The 16,445-nt window shown below is 67.4% G+C and carries 16 protein-coding genes; 11 read left to right on the top strand and 5 right to left on the bottom strand.

The window, feature by feature from the left end; all coding sequences use genetic code 11:
• From ACM14_RS06335 to accD, 6 genes are all read left to right on the top strand, one after another.
• The coding region (locus tag ACM14_RS06335; protein WP_302621855.1) for a FimV/HubP family polar landmark protein at window positions 1-1,580 on the top strand (1,580 nt) is incomplete at its 5' end.
• 113 nt (window positions 1,581-1,693) lie between these two features.
• On the top strand, window positions 1,694-2,542 hold the full coding sequence (truA, locus tag ACM14_RS06330; RefSeq protein WP_013801015.1) for a tRNA pseudouridine(38-40) synthase TruA: 849 nt from the start codon (window positions 1,694-1,696) through the stop codon (window positions 2,540-2,542).
• A gap of 32 nt (window positions 2,543-2,574) precedes the next feature.
• Window positions 2,575-3,297 (top strand): phosphoribosylanthranilate isomerase, encoded by a 723-nt coding sequence (locus tag ACM14_RS06325; RefSeq protein ID WP_013801014.1) that lies wholly within the window; start codon window positions 2,575-2,577, stop codon window positions 3,295-3,297.
• The gene (trpB, locus tag ACM14_RS06320) at window positions 3,275-4,531 is read left to right on the top strand and encodes a tryptophan synthase subunit beta (protein WP_012207042.1); all 1,257 of its coding nucleotides are present in this window, start codon (window positions 3,275-3,277) and stop codon (window positions 4,529-4,531) included. The genes ACM14_RS06325 and trpB overlap by 23 nt, the downstream gene beginning before the upstream one ends.
• Complete coding sequence (gene trpA / locus ACM14_RS06315) at window positions 4,528-5,337, top strand: tryptophan synthase subunit alpha (RefSeq protein WP_013801013.1); 810 nt, start codon at window positions 4,528-4,530, stop codon at window positions 5,335-5,337. Before trpB ends, trpA begins: the two co-directional genes overlap by 4 nt.
• 65 nt (window positions 5,338-5,402) lie before the next feature.
• Window positions 5,403-6,278: an acetyl-CoA carboxylase, carboxyltransferase subunit beta gene (accD, locus tag ACM14_RS06310; RefSeq protein WP_065345648.1), complete on the top strand. Its 876-nt coding sequence runs from the start codon at window positions 5,403-5,405 to the stop codon at window positions 6,276-6,278.
• Between the two features lie 77 nt (window positions 6,279-6,355).
• Here the strand turns inward: accD and ACM14_RS06305 are convergent, their stop codons facing one another.
• Window positions 6,356-6,913 (bottom strand): YggT family protein, encoded by a 558-nt coding sequence (locus ACM14_RS06305; RefSeq protein ID WP_013801011.1) that lies wholly within the window; start codon window positions 6,911-6,913, stop codon window positions 6,356-6,358.
• A 90-nt stretch (window positions 6,914-7,003) separates the two neighbouring features.
• Between ACM14_RS06305 and ACM14_RS06300 the strand changes: the two genes are divergently transcribed.
• The 5 genes from ACM14_RS06300 (at window position 7,004) to ACM14_RS06280 (ending at window position 12,562) form a co-directional block, all read left to right on the top strand.
• The gene (locus ACM14_RS06300) at window positions 7,004-7,678 is read left to right on the top strand and encodes an LON peptidase substrate-binding domain-containing protein (protein ID WP_065345647.1); all 675 of its coding nucleotides are present in this window, start codon (window positions 7,004-7,006) and stop codon (window positions 7,676-7,678) included.
• 245 nt (window positions 7,679-7,923) lie between these two features.
• Window positions 7,924-9,483: a lysine--tRNA ligase gene (gene lysS, locus ACM14_RS06295; protein ID WP_013801009.1), complete on the top strand. Its 1,560-nt coding sequence runs from the start codon at window positions 7,924-7,926 to the stop codon at window positions 9,481-9,483.
• 92 nt (window positions 9,484-9,575) lie between these two features.
• Window positions 9,576-10,592 (top strand): hypothetical protein, encoded by a 1,017-nt coding sequence (locus ACM14_RS06290; RefSeq protein ID WP_065345646.1) that lies wholly within the window; start codon window positions 9,576-9,578, stop codon window positions 10,590-10,592.
• A 110-nt stretch (window positions 10,593-10,702) separates the two neighbouring features.
• Entirely contained in the window at window positions 10,703-11,785 is a 1,083-nt protein-coding gene (locus ACM14_RS06285; protein ID WP_012207049.1) for a diguanylate cyclase, read from the top strand.
• Between the two features lie 108 nt (window positions 11,786-11,893).
• The gene (locus ACM14_RS06280; RefSeq protein WP_013801006.1) at window positions 11,894-12,562 is read left to right on the top strand and encodes a mechanosensitive ion channel family protein; all 669 of its coding nucleotides are present in this window, start codon (window positions 11,894-11,896) and stop codon (window positions 12,560-12,562) included.
• Between the two features lie 70 nt (window positions 12,563-12,632).
• On the opposite strand, the gene purT is transcribed toward ACM14_RS06280, so the two are convergent.
• From purT to ACM14_RS06260, 4 genes are all read right to left on the bottom strand, one after another.
• Entirely contained in the window at window positions 12,633-13,850 is a 1,218-nt protein-coding gene (gene purT, locus ACM14_RS06275) for a formate-dependent phosphoribosylglycinamide formyltransferase (protein WP_065345645.1), read from the bottom strand.
• A 110-nt stretch (window positions 13,851-13,960) separates the two neighbouring features.
• Window positions 13,961-14,623 (bottom strand): N-methyl-D-aspartate receptor NMDAR2C subunit, encoded by a 663-nt coding sequence (locus ACM14_RS06270; RefSeq protein ID WP_065345644.1) that lies wholly within the window; start codon window positions 14,621-14,623, stop codon window positions 13,961-13,963.
• 18 nt (window positions 14,624-14,641) lie between these two features.
• The gene (locus ACM14_RS06265) at window positions 14,642-15,301 is read right to left on the bottom strand and encodes a cold shock and DUF1294 domain-containing protein (protein WP_065345652.1); all 660 of its coding nucleotides are present in this window, start codon (window positions 15,299-15,301) and stop codon (window positions 14,642-14,644) included.
• A gap of 7 nt (window positions 15,302-15,308) precedes the next feature.
• Entirely contained in the window at window positions 15,309-16,406 is a 1,098-nt protein-coding gene (locus tag ACM14_RS06260) for a 6-phosphofructokinase (protein WP_065345643.1), read from the bottom strand.
• Window positions 16,407-16,445 lie beyond the last annotated feature (39 nt).

Genomic DNA, 16,445 nt, shown 5'->3' with positions numbered 1-16,445 from the left:
CAGCCAATGCAGCCGGCTCGGCAGCGCCCGCAGCAGAAGCCGCGCCCGCCACGCCTGCTGCGGCCGAGCCGCCGAAGCCCAAGCCGGCACCCGTCCCCGTCGCGCCGATCGCCGAGCCCAGCTTCATCGATACGCTGCTGGAAGACCCCACCATCCCGCTGGCCGGTGCTGCCCTGCTGGCCCTGCTGCTGGGCTATGGCGGCTACCGCGTCATGCAGCGCCGCCGCGCCGCTGCCGCCTCCAGCGAAAGCGCCTTTGGCGACAGCCAGCTTGCAGCCGACTCCTTCTTTGGCGCCAGCGGCGGCCAACGCGTGGACACCGGCACATCGAGCCAGCTGTCCGGCACCTCCATGCATTACTCGCCCAGCCAGCTTGATGCGGGCGATGTGGATCCCGTGGCCGAGGCCGATGTCTACCTGGCCTATGGCCGCGACCTGCAGGCAGAGGAAATCCTCAAGGAAGCGCTGCGCACCGACCCCAACCGCACCGCACTGCACCAGAAGCTGGCCGACATCTACGCCAAGCGCCATGACCGCAAGGCCTTCGAGGCCGTCGCGCAGACCCTGCATGGCCTGACCCAGGGCAAGGGCGTGGACTGGCAGCGCCTGGCCGACCAGGGCCGCATCCTGGACCCGGAAAACGCCCTCTACCAGCCTGCAGGCGCCGCGCCCCTGTCCAGTGCCGCCGTTGCCGGTGGCGCCGCAGTGGCTGCTGCCGGACTGGCTGCCGCCTCGCTGGCCAGCCGCCCCCTGGACATGGATGCGCACCGCGAAGGCCCTGCCACCCTGCCCATGGACCTGGACATGGACCTCAACATGGACCTGCCCGGCGGCCTGGCCGATGCCAGCCTGCCCGCGCAGCACGCCAGCCCCCTGCCCGCACCGGCCCCCATGCCCAGCGAACAGGACTTCGCAGCGCTGGAGCCCACGCTGCGCGCGCCGCTGGAAGCCACGCCCTCCGCAAAGGACGACACACCTCGCATCGAGCCCCACGTCGAGCTACCTGTTGCATCGCTGGACATGCCCGGCTTCCAGCCCACGGCCCACGCCTCGCTGACGGACGCCCTGAACCACAGCAACGCCATGGACGGCATGCAGCCGACCGAGATGCTGTCGCTGGACATGCCCGGCACGCAGGCGTCCGATAGCTTCCCGGCCACCGAGCCCTCGCCCCTGACCAGCTCCACCACGGACGACAGCCATGCCAAGACCGAGCTGCTGTCGCTGGACGCCATGGAGTTCAACCTGGAAGGCCTGAGCACGGAGACACCCGCCCCAACGCCGGCAACGCCCCAGGCAGGCGGCGTGCTTGAGACGGCGGCCAAGGCCAAGCCGGAACCGGCCGAGTCGCTGGAATTCGACCTGGGCAGCCTGTCCCTGGACCTGGGCAACGACGCCCCTGCCGTGGCAACCCCGCCCTCGGCTCCTGAGGACCCGCTGGCCACAAAGCTGGCACTGGCCCAGGAGTTCAACGCCATCGGCGACAGTGACGGAGCCCGTACACTGATCGAGGAAGTGATCGCCGAGGCCCACGGCGATCTCAAGGCAAAGGCCCAGCGCCTGCTGGCCGAGATAGATTGAAGCCCGGCGGCGCCTGCCCAGGCGCCGCACCGGTTTCGCGTGACAGGGTGGCGCAAGCCGCCATGGAAAACTGACAACTTGATGCACACCCAACCCATGCCGGAGGCCTCGCAATGCGCGTAGCCCTCGGCGTCGCCTACAACGGCCAGCGCTACAGCGGCTGGCAAAGCCAGCTGTCTGGCAACACCATTCAAGATCATCTCGAAGCGGCCCTGGGCCGCTTTGCCGCTCAGGAGGTGCACACCCTCTGCGCGGGCCGCACCGATGCCGGCGTGCACGGCCTCATGCAGGTCGTCCACTTCGACACGCCGCTGGACAGGGCCCCGTTCTCCTGGGTCCGTGGCACCAACACCTTTCTGCCGCCGGACATTGCCGTGCAATGGGCCCAGCCCGTGCCCGATGCCTTCCATTCGCGCGCCTGTGCCACGGCAAGGCGCTATGCCTATGTGCTGCTGCAATCGCCCGTGCGCCCCAGCGTGGAGGCCGGGCGCGTGGGCTGGGTGTTCCATGCGCTCGATGGTGACGCCATGCAGGCCGCCGCCCAGCACCTGCTGGGCGAGCACGACTTCAGCTCGTTCCGCGCATCGGGCTGCCAGGCCAAGTCCCCCGTCAAGACGCTGCACCGCCTGTCCATCACCCGCCGCATGGCAGGCGATGGCGCCCAGATGGCCGCAGCCAGCTCCATGCGGCCCGGCGATGCGGCCATGGAATGCTGCTACTGGCGCTTCGAGTTCGAAGGCAGCGCCTTCCTCCACCACATGGTGCGCAACATCATGGGCTGCCTGATCGCCATCGGCCAGGGCGCATATGCGCCGCAGTGGATGCAGCAGGTACTGGACGCCCGTTCCCGCGATGCCGCCGCGCCCACCTTCTCGCCCGACGGCCTGTACTTTCTGGGCCCCGTATACGATCCTTCATGGGGCCTTCCTTCGCGCAGCCCGGCCTATGATTGGCTCCCTTGAACGGACAAGCCCTCCCCCATTCTTCAGCCCCCATGCAGCGCACTCGAATCAAGATCTGCGGACTCACCCGCGAACAGGACGTGGACGCCGCCGTGGCTGCGGGCACCGATGCCGTGGGTTTTGTGCTCTACGCCCCCAGTCCGCGCGCCGTGACGGTGCAGCGCGCTGCAGAACTGGCGCGGCGCCTGCCGCCCTTCGTGACCCCGGTGCTGCTGTTCGTCAATGAAAGCGCCGCCAACGTGATGGCTGCCTGCGCCGCCATCCCGGGCGCCTGCGTGCAGTTCCACGGCGACGAGTCCCCCGAGGACTGCCTTGCCGCCACATCGGGCGGCACCCGCGCCTTCCTGCGCGCCGCACGCATTCCCCTTGGTCCCGACGCCGCGCGCTTCGACCTCGTAGAATATGCCCAGCGTTACTCGAAAGCCCAGGCCATACTGCTCGACGCCCATGTCGACGGCTATGGTGGTGGCGGAAAAGCATTCAATTGGTCACTCCTTCCACCAAACGTCGCCTCTCACCTCGTTTTGTCTGGTGGACTCACGCCTGCAAACGTGACCGATGGCATCTTGCAAGTGCGCCCGCGAGGACTCTCGCTGGCCGTTGATGTCAGTTCCGGCGTCGAGGCCGATGGTCCCGACGGCAAGCCCCTCAGGGGCATCAAGGACGCCGGCAAGATACACCGATTCATCGCCGCCGTGCGCGCGGCCGATGACCAACTTTTGCAGACAAGCCATGTTCGAATACCAGTACCCTGACGCATCCGGCCACTTCGGCCGCTTCGGCGGCAGCTTTGCCAGCGAAACCCTGACACACGCTCTGACCGAGCTGCGCGATGCCTACGCCAAGTACCAGAACGACCCGGAATTCGTTGCCGAATTCCAGTCCGAGCTGGCCCACTTCGTCGGCCGTCCCTCGCCCGTCTACCACGCGGCACGCATGTCGCGCGAGATGGGCGGCGCGCAGATCTACCTCAAGCGCGAAGACCTCAACCACACGGGCGCGCACAAGATCAACAACGTGATCGGCCAGGCCATGCTCGCCCGGCGCATGGGCAAGCCCCGCATCATTGCCGAGACCGGCGCGGGCCAGCACGGCGTGGCCACGGCCACCATCTGCGCGCGCTACGGCCTCGAATGCATCGTCTACATGGGTGCCGAGGACGTGAAGCGCCAAAGCCCCAACGTCTACCGCATGCGCCTGCTGGGCGCCACCGTGGTGCCGGTGGAGTCGGGCAGCCGCACGCTCAAGGACGCGCTCAACGAGGCCATGCGCGACTGGGTGGCCAACGTGGACAACACCTTCTACATCATCGGCACCGTGGCCGGCCCCCATCCCTACCCGGCGATGGTGCGCGACTTCCAGAAGGTCATCGGCGAGGAGTGCCTGACGCAGATGCCCGAATTCCTGGGCGCCGACCGCCAGCCTGATGCCGTGGTCGCCTGCGTGGGCGGCGGCAGCAATGCCATGGGCATCTTCCACCCCTACATCCCGTTCGAGAACACACGCCTGATCGGCGTGGAGGCGGCCGGCGAAGGCCTGGACAGCGGCAAGCACTCGGCCTCGCTGCAGCGCGGCAGCAGCGGCGTGCTGCACGGCAACCGCACCTTCATCCTGCAGGACGAGAACGGCCAGATCACCGAGACGCACAGCATCAGCGCCGGCCTCGACTACCCAGGCGTCGGTCCCGAGCACGCCTGGCTGCAGGAACTGGGCCGGGCCCAGTACGTGGGCATCACCGACCAGGAGGCGCTGGACGCCTTCCACTATCTGTGCCGCACCGAAGGCATCATTCCCGCCCTGGAGTCCAGCCATGCCGTGGCCTATGCCATGCAACTGGCCAAGACCATGCGCGCCGACCAGTCCATCCTCGTGAACCTGTCCGGTCGCGGCGACAAGGACATCGGCACCGTGGCCGACCTCTCGGGCGCCGATTACTACGACCGTCCCTCCATGCGCGGGCTCACGGTCAAGGGAGGAGCAGCTCAATGAGCCGCATCACCACGACTTTCGCCAAACTCCAGGAAGAAGGCCGCAAGGCCCTGATCCCCTACATCACAGCAGGCTTCCCGTTCGCGGCCATCACGCCGTCGCTGATGCACGGCATGGTGGAGGCCGGCGCCGACGTGATCGAGCTGGGCGTGCCCTTCTCGGACCCCATGGCCGACGGCCCCACCATCCAGAAGGCAGGCGACCGCGCCATCGCCAATGGCGTGGGCCTGGTGCAGGTGCTGGCCTATGTGCGCGAGTTCCGCCAGAAGAACCAGACCACGCCCGTGGTGCTGATGGGCTACGCCAACCCGGTGGAGCGCTACGACCAGATCCACGGCAATGACCGCTTCGTGGACGATGCGGCCGAGGCCGGCGTCGATGGCCTGCTCATCGTGGACTACCCGCCCGAGGAGTGCGAGGCATTCGCCGCGCAACTGCGTGCGCGCGACATGGACCTCATCTTCCTGCTGGCGCCCACCTCCACCACCGAGCGCATGCAGCAGGTGGCGCGCGTGGCCAGCGGCTATGTCTACTACGTCTCGCTCAAGGGCGTGACCGGAGCAGGCACGCTCGACACGGCGGCCGTGGAAGCCATGCTGCCGCGCATCCGCGAGCATGTGAGCATTCCCGTGGGCGTGGGCTTCGGCATCCGCGACGCGGCCACGGCCCAGGCCATTGGCCGGGTGGCCGATGCCGTGGTCATCGGCAGCCGCATCATCGAGATGCTGGACGGCCAGCCCCACGAAAAGATCGTCCCCCTGACCATCGACTTCCTGCGCGGCGTGCGCAAGGCACTCGACGCGTAGGTCGCATAATGCAGCCCTTGCATGCGGCCCGGTGCCGCATGCCCTGCGCCTGAAAAGGAAACACCATGTCCTGGCTTGAAAAACTCCTGCCTGCCAAAATCCAGCAAACCAACCCCACGGATCGCCACCAGCAGATCCCCGAGGGTCTGTGGATCAAGTGCCCGAGCTGCGAGACCGTGCTCTACAAGGCCGATCTGGAGAAAAACCAGAACGTCTGCCCCAGCTGCAGCCACCATCACCGCATCAGCGCCCGCGCCCGCCTGAACCATTTCCTGGATGCCGAAGGCCGTTATGAAATCGGCCAGGAAGTCATCCCCGTCGATGCCCTGAAGTTCAAGGACAGCCGCAAGTACCCCGAGCGCCTCAAGGAAGCGCTGGAGAACACCGGCGAGACCGATGCCCTGGTCGTCATGGGCGGCGCCATCAAGAGCGTCAACGTGGTCGCAGCCTGCTTCGAGTTCGAGTTCATGGGCGGCTCCATGGGCTCCGTGGTCGGCGAGCGCTTCGTGCGTGGCGTCGAGACCGCCATCGAGCAGAAGGTCCCCTTCATCTGCTTCACCGCCACGGGCGGTGCGCGCATGCAGGAAGGCCTGTTGAGCCTGATGCAGATGGCCAAGGCCAATGCAGCGCTCACGCGCCTGGCCAAGAAGGGCCTGCCCTACGTCTCGGTGCTGACCGATCCCACCTTCGGTGGCGTCTCCGCCAGCTTCGCCTTCGTCGGCGATATCGTCATTGCCGAGCCCAAGACCCTGGTGGGCTTCGCCGGCCCGCGCGTGATCGAAACCACCGTGCGCGTGAAGCTGCCTGAAGGCTTCCAGCGCGCCGAGTTCCTGCAGGACAAGGGCGCCGTGGACATGATCGTGGACCGCCGCGAGCTGCGCGACCGCATTGCCGCATCGCTTGCCATGCTGCAGCGCCTGCCGGCCGACGCGGTCCAGTAAAGCCTCGCGCAGACACAAAAAAGCCGCCGCAGGTTGATGCCTGCGGCGGCTTTTTCACGTCCAGGAAACCAGGGAAATCAGGCCAGCAGCATCAGGCCCGATCCCTGGATATACCCCAGCACCATCAGCGCGATCTGCAGCAGCACCAGAGCCACCAGTGCCGACAGATCGATACCGCCGATCAGCGGAACAACACGGCGGATGGGCCGCAGCATGGGCTCGGACAGGCGCTGCAGCACGCCATACATCGGCGACTGCGGCTGCACCCACGACAAGATGGCATAGATCAGCAGCACGCCCACCATGCCCGACAGCGCCACGCGCGCCAGGCCGCACAGCGCCAGCCAGGGCAGGGCAACCACGGTGGACTGCCCACCCATCAACAGCCACAGCAGCACGAACTGCAGCATCTGCAGCAGGAAGGCGGCGATCAGGCTGGACATATCCCAGCGCCCGGCCGGCTTGATGATGCGGCGCAGCGGCATCACGATCCAGTCGGACAGCGCAAACACCAGCTGCCCCACGGGGTTGCCGAAGGGCACGCGCTGGGCCTGCATGTACATGCGCAGCAGGCAGACGCCGGTCAACAGGCCAACGACCACGTCGAGCAAAAAGGAAACGATCTGAAAAAGCATGGCGTTGTAGGACTGCGGGAGGAAGATCGGACCACGGCCATCCGGCCTTGGCACAGCATGGGATGATAGCTGCCGCATCCCGCCCATCACATGACCGCCCCTACCGCACTGCACTCCCTGCCGCTGTTCCCCCTGGGCAGCGTCCTCTTTCCCCAAGGCCTGCTGAGCCTTCGCGTCTTTGAAGTCCGCTACCTGGACATGATCCGCAAGTGCGAGCGCACGGGCGCTCCCTTTGGCGTGGTGGCGCTGCAGGCCGGCAGCGAAGTGCGCAAGGCCGGCGCGGCCGCCGAGCAATTGCACGCCGTGGGCACGCTGGCCCGCATCGTCCAGTTGCAGCAGCCCCAGCCCGGCCTGCTGCACCTGCAGTGCGAAGGCACGCAGCGCTTTCGCATGCAGGAGCACCGCCAGCTGCCCCACGGCCTGTGGGTGGCCGATGTGCAGATGCTGCCTGCCGATGCCGCCGTGCCCATCCCCAGCCACCTGCTCGCCACCGCCCAGGCCCTGGCCCAGGTGCTGATGCAGCTGCACGCGCGCTCCACAGACGCCGACCATGCCCGACTGCCCAGCGCCGAACAGATGGGCGACTGCGGCTGGGTAGCCAACCGCTGGACCGAGCTGCTGCCCATGCCGATCTCCATCAAGCAGCAACTGATGGCGCTGGACAGCCCGCTGGTGCGGCTGGAGCTCGTGGCCGATGTGCTGGAGCGCAGCGGCATAGGCCATGCCCAGGGCCCGGCACCCGGCTCCCCTTCCGGCGGGCACTGACGAATTGGCAGGACTGCGGCGTCATACCGCAGCGGCTTCCGGCACATTGGCAGCACCGCGCACCGAAAGCGCGCCAAAAAACTTAAAATCGCGGATTCAGCCCGCCAGCTGCGGGGCTTGCCGGTGGCATTTGCCGCCGCCTCTGCACCCTCCAGCCCTTTGCGCCTGGCTTTTTTCGGCTTTTCCCGCTTTTTTCCCCCGGCTTTTTTCCGGCCCCTCGGCGTTTTGCGCTGGCGCTCATTGTCATGACCGAACACAACACCCCATCCGCAGCGGACCAGACCGCTCCCCAGGACGAAAACCAACTCATCGCCGAGCGCCGCGAAAAACTCAAGGCCCTGCGCGAACAGGTCCGTGAACAGGGCGGCGTGGCCTTCCCCAACGACTTCAAGCCCGCCGACCGCGCCGAGGCGCTGCAGCAGGCCCATGCCGACAAGAGCGCCGAGCAGTTGGACGCCGAAGCCGTGCAGGTCAGCCTGGGCGGCCGCATGATGCTCAAGCGCGTCATGGGCAAGGCCAGCTTTGCCACCATCCAGGACGGATCGCTGGGCCCCACGCACGGCCGCATCCAGCTGTACATCACGCGCGACACCGTGGGCGAGGAGGTCTATGCGGCCTTCAAGCGCTGGGACCTGGGCGATATCCTGGGCGCAGAGGGCACGCTGATGAAGACCAAGACCGGCGAGCTGTCGGTCAAGGTGCAGACGCTGCGCCTGCTCACCAAGAGCCTGCGCCCCATGCCCGACAAGTTCCACGGCATGGCCGACCTGGAGCAGAAGGTGCGCCAGCGCTATGTGGACCTGATGATGGACGAGCAGGCCCGCCGCCGCTTCATCGCACGCAGCAAGGCCGTCTCGGGCATCCGCGAATTCATGGTGGAGCACGGCTTCCTGGAAGTGGAAACGCCCATGCTGCACCCCATTCCCGGCGGCGCCAACGCCAAGCCCTTCGTCACCCACCACAACGCGCTGGACCAGGAGATGTACCTGCGCATCGCGCCCGAGCTGTACCTCAAGCGCCTGGTGGTCGGCGGCTTCGAGCGCGTGTTCGAGATCAACCGCAACTTCCGCAACGAAGGCATCTCGGTTCGCCACAACCCCGAGTTCACCATGATGGAGTTCTACGCGGCCTACTGGAACTACCGCGACCTGATGGACTACACCGAGGCCCTGGTGCGCGACGCCGCGCAAAAGGCCGTGGGCACGCTGCAGCTGACCTACGGCGGCAAGCCCGTGGACCTGTCCCAGCCCTTCCAGCGCCTGACCATTCCCGAGGCCATCGTCAAGTTCACCGAGGCCGGTGACAAGGTGGCCGACCGCGAATGGCTGACCAATGCGCTGCGCAAGCTGGGCATGACGGAAGAAAAGGACCGCCTGTCCGCCCGCACCCTGGCCAGCCTGCAGGTGCTGTACTTCGAGGAAGTGGTGGAAGAAAAGCTCTGGCAGCCCACCTTCATCATGGAGCACCCCACCGAGATTTCGCCGCTGGCGCGCGCCAATGACGAGCGCCCCGAGGTCACCGAGCGCTTCGAGCTGTACATCACGGGCCGCGAATTCGGCAACGGTTTCTCCGAGCTCAACGACGCCGAGGACCAGGCCGCGCGCTTCAACGCCCAGGTCCAGGCCAAGGACGGTGGCGACGACGAAGCCATGTACTTCGACCACGACTTCGTGCGTGCCCTCGAGTACGGCATGCCCCCCACGGGCGGCTGCGGCATCGGCATCGACCGCCTGATGATGCTGCTGACCGACAGCGCCAGCATCCGCGACGTCATCCTGTTCCCCGCCCTGCGCCGCGAACAGTAAAACCCACGGCATCCAGCGCCTGCGCGCGTTGCCAACCGAAGCCGCCTGCGTTCCCTTGGGAGCCAGGCGGCTTTTCCCTATACTGGCTCGCCATGCACATCCCCACCTACTGGGCGCAGGCGCGCCTGCGGCATGAAAGCCGCCCCACCCACGGCATCACCGTCCAGCGCTGGGGATGGTCCGACACCAGCCAGGAAGCCGCCCAGGCCCACGCACAGGAGCGTGCTGGCCAGGCCCTGGAAGCCGCCCGCAATGCGGCGCTTCCAAAGGGCGAGCCCCGCATGGAATGGAAGAACGAGTACGCGCTCGACGGCTTCACCACCCCCATCCGCGAAGAAGTCCTGCAGCGCCGCGACGGCACGGTGATGACGCGCAACAGCTACGGCGCCCACTGCCTGAACACCGAGCGCGTGGCCATCGCCGATATCGACCTGCCCGAGCCGCCCAGCGCCGTGCGCTTTCCCGTCGTGACCCTGCTGTTGTTGGCTTCGGTCGCCATCTGGCTGGCCCGGCTGGCACCGCACAAGAACAATTCGCGGATGGTGGCCACGGCACTGGTCGTGCTGCTGCTGTTCCTGGCCATGCGGCGCGTGCAGCGCTGGTGGGAAGCACGCCAGGCGCGCCAGCGTGCGGCCACGGACTCGCCGGCCGCGCGCGCCATGGAGCGCGTCCAGACCTTCCAACAAAGCCACCCCGACTGGGGCCTGCGCGTCTACGAAACACCCAAGGGCCTGCGCGTCATCGTCACGCATGCCGATTTCGCATCGGACGATCCGGCCGTCGGGCGGCTGTTCGACGTCCTGCAGGTGGACCCGCTCTATGCCCTGCTGTGCGAGCGCCAGCAATGCTTTCGCGCACGTGTCTCCGGCAAGCCCTGGCGCATGGGCCTGACCGGCCTATCCACCTCGCTGCGCAGCTGGCCCATTCCCGAAGACCGGCAGGAGGAGCGCCGCCAGTGGGCACTTGCCTATGACAGCAAAGCCCAGGGCTTTGCTGCCTGCAGGCTGCTGCAGCAACTGGGCAACCCGCGCATCTGCCCGGCTGCCGACGCCTTTGTGCAGTGGCATGACGAGGCCAGCCGCGCCCGCACGGATCTGCCGCTGGCCTAGCAAAAGCCCCGTTGCACACAATCGCACACGGACGCGACACCCGACTTACACTGGCGCCATCCCCCGCCGCGCACTGCGCGGCCCCTTGATCCATTCCTGGTTTCGCAACCATGAAGGCCATGCCCCCCGCCCCACCTCCCCTGCCCACCGACAGCGCCGACTCTCCCGCCATCGAGCCCAGCGGAGCACGCTTCGCCAAGCCGACGGACGAGTCCGCGCCCTTTTGCGTGCTGGTCGTGGAAGACCAGGCCTCGGTGCGCACCAGCCTGGTCAGCGAGCTGCTGCACGCAGGCGTGACCCGCGTGCTGGAGGCTGCCGATGGCCCCAGCGCCCTGGTGCTGTTCCGCGAGCAGCGCCCCGACCTGGTGCTGCTGGACATCCGCCTGCCCGGCGAGGATGGCTACTGGGTCGCCCGCCAGCTGCGCGAGGCCGAGCCCGGCGAGTGGACGCCCGTCATCTTCCTGTCCGGCCTGGACAATGACCTGGATGTGTGGCGCGGCATCGAGGCCGGAGGCGACGACTACCTGGTCAAGCCCGTCAAGCCCATCGTGCTCGTGGCCAAGCTGCGCGCCATGCGCCGCCTGCTGGACATGCGCAGGCGCCTGGTATCGCTGTCGGCCGAGCTGCACGAGGCCAACCAGAAGCTCAATGAAATGGTCGAGCTCGACCAGCTCACGGGCCTGGTCAACCGCCGAGGCTTCGACCGCATCCTGCATGCAGAGATCGCCTCGGCCCGGCGCGAAGGCCAGCCGCTGACGCTGATGCTCTGCGACCTGGACCATTTCAAGCGCTACAACGACACCTATGGCCACGTGCATGGCGATGAATGCCTGAAACAGATCGGACGCCTGCTGCGCGAGGTCTGCGTACGCCCCCGTGACGTGGCGGCGCGCTATGGCGGCGAGGAATTCGCGCTCATCCTGCCGCGCACGCCGCGCTCGGGCGCCATGACGTTTGCGCGCGCCGTGGGCCAGATGCTGCGCGTGCTGCGCATACGCCACCCCGATTCGCCCCATGAATCGGGTCTCACGCTGTCGGGCGGCATCACCACCTGCATTCCCGACGAATACACCAGCGCCGAAGCCATGCTCATGCGCGCCGACCAGGCTCTGTACGCGGCCAAGGCGCAGGGACGCGACCGCTTCTTCAGCTTCGAGATGCAGATGGACACGGTGGAGCAGCGCCGCACCTGACTGCCGGGCCTTGCGCCTGCGCTTACGATCGCAGCTCAACGCCGGGCGCGCGCGAGCTGCGCATCCGGGTCCCGAAAGCGGATTCCTGTTTCCTGAATGTTTGAAGTTATGCGTCGTTTTCAAGCGCACCTGCCCACCTGGATGCAGGATTGGCTGGAGTTCATCATCCCCGGTGCCCAGATCCTGCTGATCATCGGTGCGGCCTGGCTGCTCAATCGCCTGGTTCGCCGGCTGATCGCACGCGCAGGCCGGCACTACGGCCTGCCGCCGGAGCTGCTGGTGCCGCTGCGCGGCGTGTTCCGCTGGATTCTGATTGCCGCCACCGTGCCGCTGGTACTGGAGCGCCTGGGCGTCTCGGCCACCGTGCTGTGGACGGCCTTCACCGGCTTTGCCACCGTGGGCGCCGTGGCTTTCTTCGCGGCTTGGAGCGTGCTGTCCAACCTGTTCTGCGCCCTGCTCATCGTCATCGTCGGGCCCTTTCGCCTGGGTGACTACATCGAGGTGCTGGACACGGCTGAAAAGCCCGGTGCCAAGGGCCGCGTGATCGACATCAACATGCTCTACACCACCTTGCAGGACGCCCATGCGCCCGATGGCTCACCCAACCTGCTGCAGATCCCCAACTCGCTGATCTTCCAGCGCGTGGTCCGGCGCTGGAAGGGCGGCTTGGGTGTGGATGGCGAGCATGCCAGCCATGGCGAGGAGGAGCGCGCCATCCGGCTGACCACGCCGCATGATGCCCAGCCCTCGCAGCCTCCCATGCACACGACCAACTAAGGCCGGCACCGCATGAAAAAAGCCGCCGCCCGGGCAAAGGGACGGCGGCTTCGCCATTGAGCAGCGCGCCTCAGGGCTTGCGCGGCCGGACCTTGCTGGCGGCCAGCTTGGCGTTGGTGCGCGCCTGCTCCACGTCTTGTGCGCGCGCCAGGGCCACGCCCATGCGGCGCCTGACGAAGCTCTCTGGCTTGCCGAACAGGCGCAGGTCCGTGCCCGGCACGGCCAGGGCTTCGTCCACGCCGTCGAACACCAGGCCTTCGGCATCCTGCCCGCCATAGATCACGGCGCTGGCGCCGGGGTTGCGCAGCGAGGCATCCACGGGCAGGCCCAGGATGGCGCGCGCATGCAGCTCGAACTCGCTTTGCCACTGCGTGGCCAGCGTGACCAGCCCCGTGTCGTGCGGGCGTGGCGAGACTTCGCTGAACCAGACCTGCTCACCCTTGACGAACAGCTCCACGCCAAACAGGCCCAGGCCGCCCAGGTCATCGGTCACCGCCTTGGCGATGTCGCGCGACTTCTGCAGCGCCGCCGGGTGCATGGGATGGGGCTGCCAGCTTTCCACATAGTCGCCGGACTGCTGGATGTGGCCGATCGGATCGCAGAAATGCGTCTGCACCTGGCCGTCCGGCCCCTTGGCGCGCACCGTGAGCTGGGTGATCTCGTAGTCGAAGTCGATGAAGCCTTCGACGATCACACGGCCATGGCTCACGCGACCGCCGGCCATGGCGTAATCCCAGGCCTTGGCCACGTCGTCCGGGCCGTCCAGCTTGCTCTGGCCCTTGCCCGAGCTGCTCATCACGGGCTTGACCACGCAAGGGAAGCCGATGGCGGGCTGGCCATCGGTGCCGTCGATGGCGGCCTGCAGCTCCTGCTGCGAATCACAGAAGCGGTAGGGACTGGTGGCCAGGCCCAGCGTCTCGGCGGCCAGGCGGCGAATGCCTTCGCGGTCCATGGTCAGGCGCGCGGCGCGGGCCGTGGGGATCACGGTGACCACACCGGCTGCTTCCAGCTCTTCGAGCATGGACGTGGCAATGGCCTCGATCTCGGGCACGACCAGGTCGGGCTTCTCGGCCTCGATCAAGGCCTTGAGCTGGGCCGGATCGCTCATGGTGATGGTGCGCGCGTGGTGGGCCACCTGCTGGCCGGGCGCGTTCTCGTAGCGGTCCACGGCGATCGTCTCCACGCCCAGGCGCTGCAGCGCGATCAGCACTTCCTTGCCGAGTTCGCCGCTGCCCAGCAGCATGACTTTGGTGGCATGGGGGGAGTAAGGGGTTCCAAGGGTGGTCATCTGCGCGTCCTGTGAGCCAGGCGGAGCCTGGGCAAGATAAGAAAGAGAGGGAGGCGGGCCTGCACGGCCCGCAGCAGCCCCCGATCATAGGACGCCGACGCAGGCGCCGCCTACAAACCCAGCGCCTGCGCGAGGTTGCGCCGCGCCCGCACCTCCAGCCGTTGCCGGAACCAGTCGGTGCAGTAGATGGCCTCGCGCTGCATGAAGCCCTGCAGCACCTCGCGGCGCTTGGCGCGGTACAGCGGCAAGGGCACCCATTCGTACTCGGCCCGCACCTGCACTTCGTATTCGGCAAAGCGCAGGGGGTCGGCCGCGAGAATGCCCAGGTCGGCATCCACCAGCAGTTGGGCGTCGATTCCGGATGGCTGTGCAGCGTGGCAGGTCGCCATGATCAGGCCGTGCACGCGCCCGGCCACATCGGCAGGCAGACCCTGTTCACGCAGCACGGCGGCGGCCCAGTCGGCGCTGCGCGCCTCGTTGTCCTTGGCTTGCGTTTGGTAGACAGCGTCATGGAACCACAGCGCCAGTGCCACCTCGCCGGGGTGCTCGGCCAGAGACAGCGCCGGCTGCAACAAGGCCAGGGCCTCGCCCAGGTGCTGCAGCGTGTGGTAGTGGCGCTGGGGCTCGCTGTAGCTTTGCAGCAACTCGGCCAGCACAGGCTGCGGAGTGCTGGCACCCAGTGCGGACCAGACGCTCTCCCAAGATGTCTGCCAGGTCTGCAGCGATGCATCGTTTGCGGAGGGCATTTCGGGCCATGGTCCAGCATGGGTCATCGCCAGTTCCTTCAATTTTCAGAAGATGCCGGGCGCCAGCGCCCGCAGCGGCGCACCTGCCGATGACAGCAGCCATGCCAGCAGGCCGCAGTTGAGCACCACGGTGATCCAGAACACCAACTGGAACGAGGCCTTGCTGGACTTATGCCGCAGCAGGCCTTGCGCCAGCAATGCGCCGGGCCAGCCGCACAGCATTGCCAGCAGGTGCAGACGGCTTTCGCTGGTGCGCCAGCGGTCGTTCCTGGCGGCGGACTTGTCGAATCCATAGACCATGAAGGTCACAAAGCTTGCCGCCGCATACAGGCCGACCAGTGTCCAGGGCATGCGGCCACTCCAGGCAACAGCCAGCAGCACGCAGAAGAAGGCAGCGGCCAGGCCTACCGCCACCGGGCCTCGCACAGGCGGCAGAGGCCGCGAAGGCGTGCCGGCACGGCTTCGCCGCGCAGGCTGCGGGCGGCCGGTCCTTGGTTCGTCAATGAAGGCCACATCCTGCGCGCGCCATTTTCCCTGGGCGTTGCGGCTGGGCACGTAGCTGACACGCTCTCCGCCCTCGGGCCTGCGGCGGCGATCGGTGAAGGACTTGATATGGACAAAGACCTGCGCGCCGCCTCCATCGGGTTCGATGAAGCCGAAGCCCTGCTCGTCCTTCCAGCCGGTGAGACGTCCCTGCTGCCGCATGGCGGGCTCAGTGGCTGCCGTCTGCGGCCGGCCGCGCATCCTGCTTGCCTGGCTCGCCCAGGCAAATGCCTATGTCGCGCGCCATGGTGAGCAGGCCGTGGTCCAGGGGCACGGTGCGCTGGGTGTTGGCCACGCGGGAGATTTCCACGCTGCCGATCTCGCCACCCTGCAGCGTGACCATGCGGCCGAAGCGCCCCGACAGCACCAGTTGCGCCGCATGGTGGCCGTACTGCGTGGCCAGCACGCGGTCAAAGGGCGTGGGGTCGCCGCCGCGCTGTACATGGCCGAGGACCGTGGTGCGCACCTCGCTCCTGAGGTGGGGCTGCAGGCGCTCGCGCAGCACATGGCCGACGCCGCCCAGGCGGACCGGGTCGGGGCTTTGCTCGATGCGCTCGCGCACCGTGAGGCTGGCGCCGCTTTCCTTGGCGCCCTCGCCGATGCAGATGATGGTGTAACGCTGGCGCTGCTCGCGGCCCCGGCAGAAATCGACGATGGCCTGCAGGTCGTAATCGATCTCGGGCAGCAGGATGACGTCGGCCGCACCGGCAATGCCGGCCTCCAGCGCCAGCCATCCGGCATGGCGCCCCATGGTCTCGACGATCATCACGCGGTGGTGGCTGTTGGCCGTGCTCTCAATGCGGCGCAGCGCCTCGGTGGCCGTGGCCACGGCGGTATCGAAGCCAAAGCTGCGCTCGCAATTGGCAATGTCGTTGTCGATGGTCTTGGGCACCCCCACGCAGGTCAGTCCCACCTGTTCGGCCAGGCCATGCGCCAGGCTCATGGTGCCGTCACCGCCGATGGCCACCACCACGTCCAGGCCCAGCGCCCGGACATTGCGGCCCACATGCTCCAGCGTGGCCGCATCGCGCAGGGGGTTGGCGCTGTTGCTGGTGCCCAGGATGGTGCCGCCCACATGCAGGATGCCCGAGACCTCGTCCCAGCCCAGCGGCTTGACGCCGGGCGGGTCGAGCATCAGACCCTCGAAGCCGTCGGCAATGCCCAGCACCTCGCACTGGCCGTGGTTGATCAGGGACTTGGTGACCGCACGGATCACCGCATTCAGGCCGGGGCAGTCGCCACCTCCGGTCAGCACGCCAACGCGCATGGGAAAACTCTCCTGTGAAACACCGGCCGACGCGCCCTT

It is taken from the genome of Delftia sp. JD2 (assembly GCF_001682645.1).
Taxonomy (GTDB): domain Bacteria; phylum Pseudomonadota; class Gammaproteobacteria; order Burkholderiales; family Burkholderiaceae_C; genus Comamonas; species Comamonas acidovorans.
The sequence above is the reverse complement of the archived record's forward strand: the minus strand, read 5'-3'. Positions and strand labels throughout refer to the sequence as shown.

Coding starts and splice junctions, on each gene's coding strand:
- truA (WP_013801015.1), top strand. CDS start 1,694: ATGCGCGTAGCCCTCGGCGTCGCCTACAACGGCCAGCGCTACAGCGGC.
- ACM14_RS06325 (WP_013801014.1), top strand. CDS start 2,575: ATGCAGCGCACTCGAATCAAGATCTGCGGACTCACCCGCGAACAGGAC.
- trpB (WP_012207042.1), top strand. CDS start 3,275: ATGTTCGAATACCAGTACCCTGACGCATCCGGCCACTTCGGCCGCTTC.
- trpA (WP_013801013.1), top strand. CDS start 4,528: ATGAGCCGCATCACCACGACTTTCGCCAAACTCCAGGAAGAAGGCCGC.
- accD (WP_065345648.1), top strand. CDS start 5,403: ATGTCCTGGCTTGAAAAACTCCTGCCTGCCAAAATCCAGCAAACCAAC.
- ACM14_RS06305 (WP_013801011.1), bottom strand. CDS start 6,913: ATGCTTTTTCAGATCGTTTCCTTTTTGCTCGACGTGGTCGTTGGCCTG.
- ACM14_RS06300 (WP_065345647.1), top strand. CDS start 7,004: ATGACCGCCCCTACCGCACTGCACTCCCTGCCGCTGTTCCCCCTGGGC.
- lysS (WP_013801009.1), top strand. CDS start 7,924: ATGACCGAACACAACACCCCATCCGCAGCGGACCAGACCGCTCCCCAG.
- ACM14_RS06290 (WP_065345646.1), top strand. CDS start 9,576: ATGCACATCCCCACCTACTGGGCGCAGGCGCGCCTGCGGCATGAAAGC.
- ACM14_RS06285 (WP_012207049.1), top strand. CDS start 10,703: ATGAAGGCCATGCCCCCCGCCCCACCTCCCCTGCCCACCGACAGCGCC.
- ACM14_RS06280 (WP_013801006.1), top strand. CDS start 11,894: ATGCGTCGTTTTCAAGCGCACCTGCCCACCTGGATGCAGGATTGGCTG.
- purT (WP_065345645.1), bottom strand. CDS start 13,850: ATGACCACCCTTGGAACCCCTTACTCCCCCCATGCCACCAAAGTCATG.
- ACM14_RS06270 (WP_065345644.1), bottom strand. CDS start 14,623: ATGACCCATGCTGGACCATGGCCCGAAATGCCCTCCGCAAACGATGCA.
- ACM14_RS06265 (WP_065345652.1), bottom strand. CDS start 15,301: ATGCGGCAGCAGGGACGTCTCACCGGCTGGAAGGACGAGCAGGGCTTC.
- ACM14_RS06260 (WP_065345643.1), bottom strand. CDS start 16,406: ATGCGCGTTGGCGTGCTGACCGGAGGTGGCGACTGCCCCGGCCTGAAT.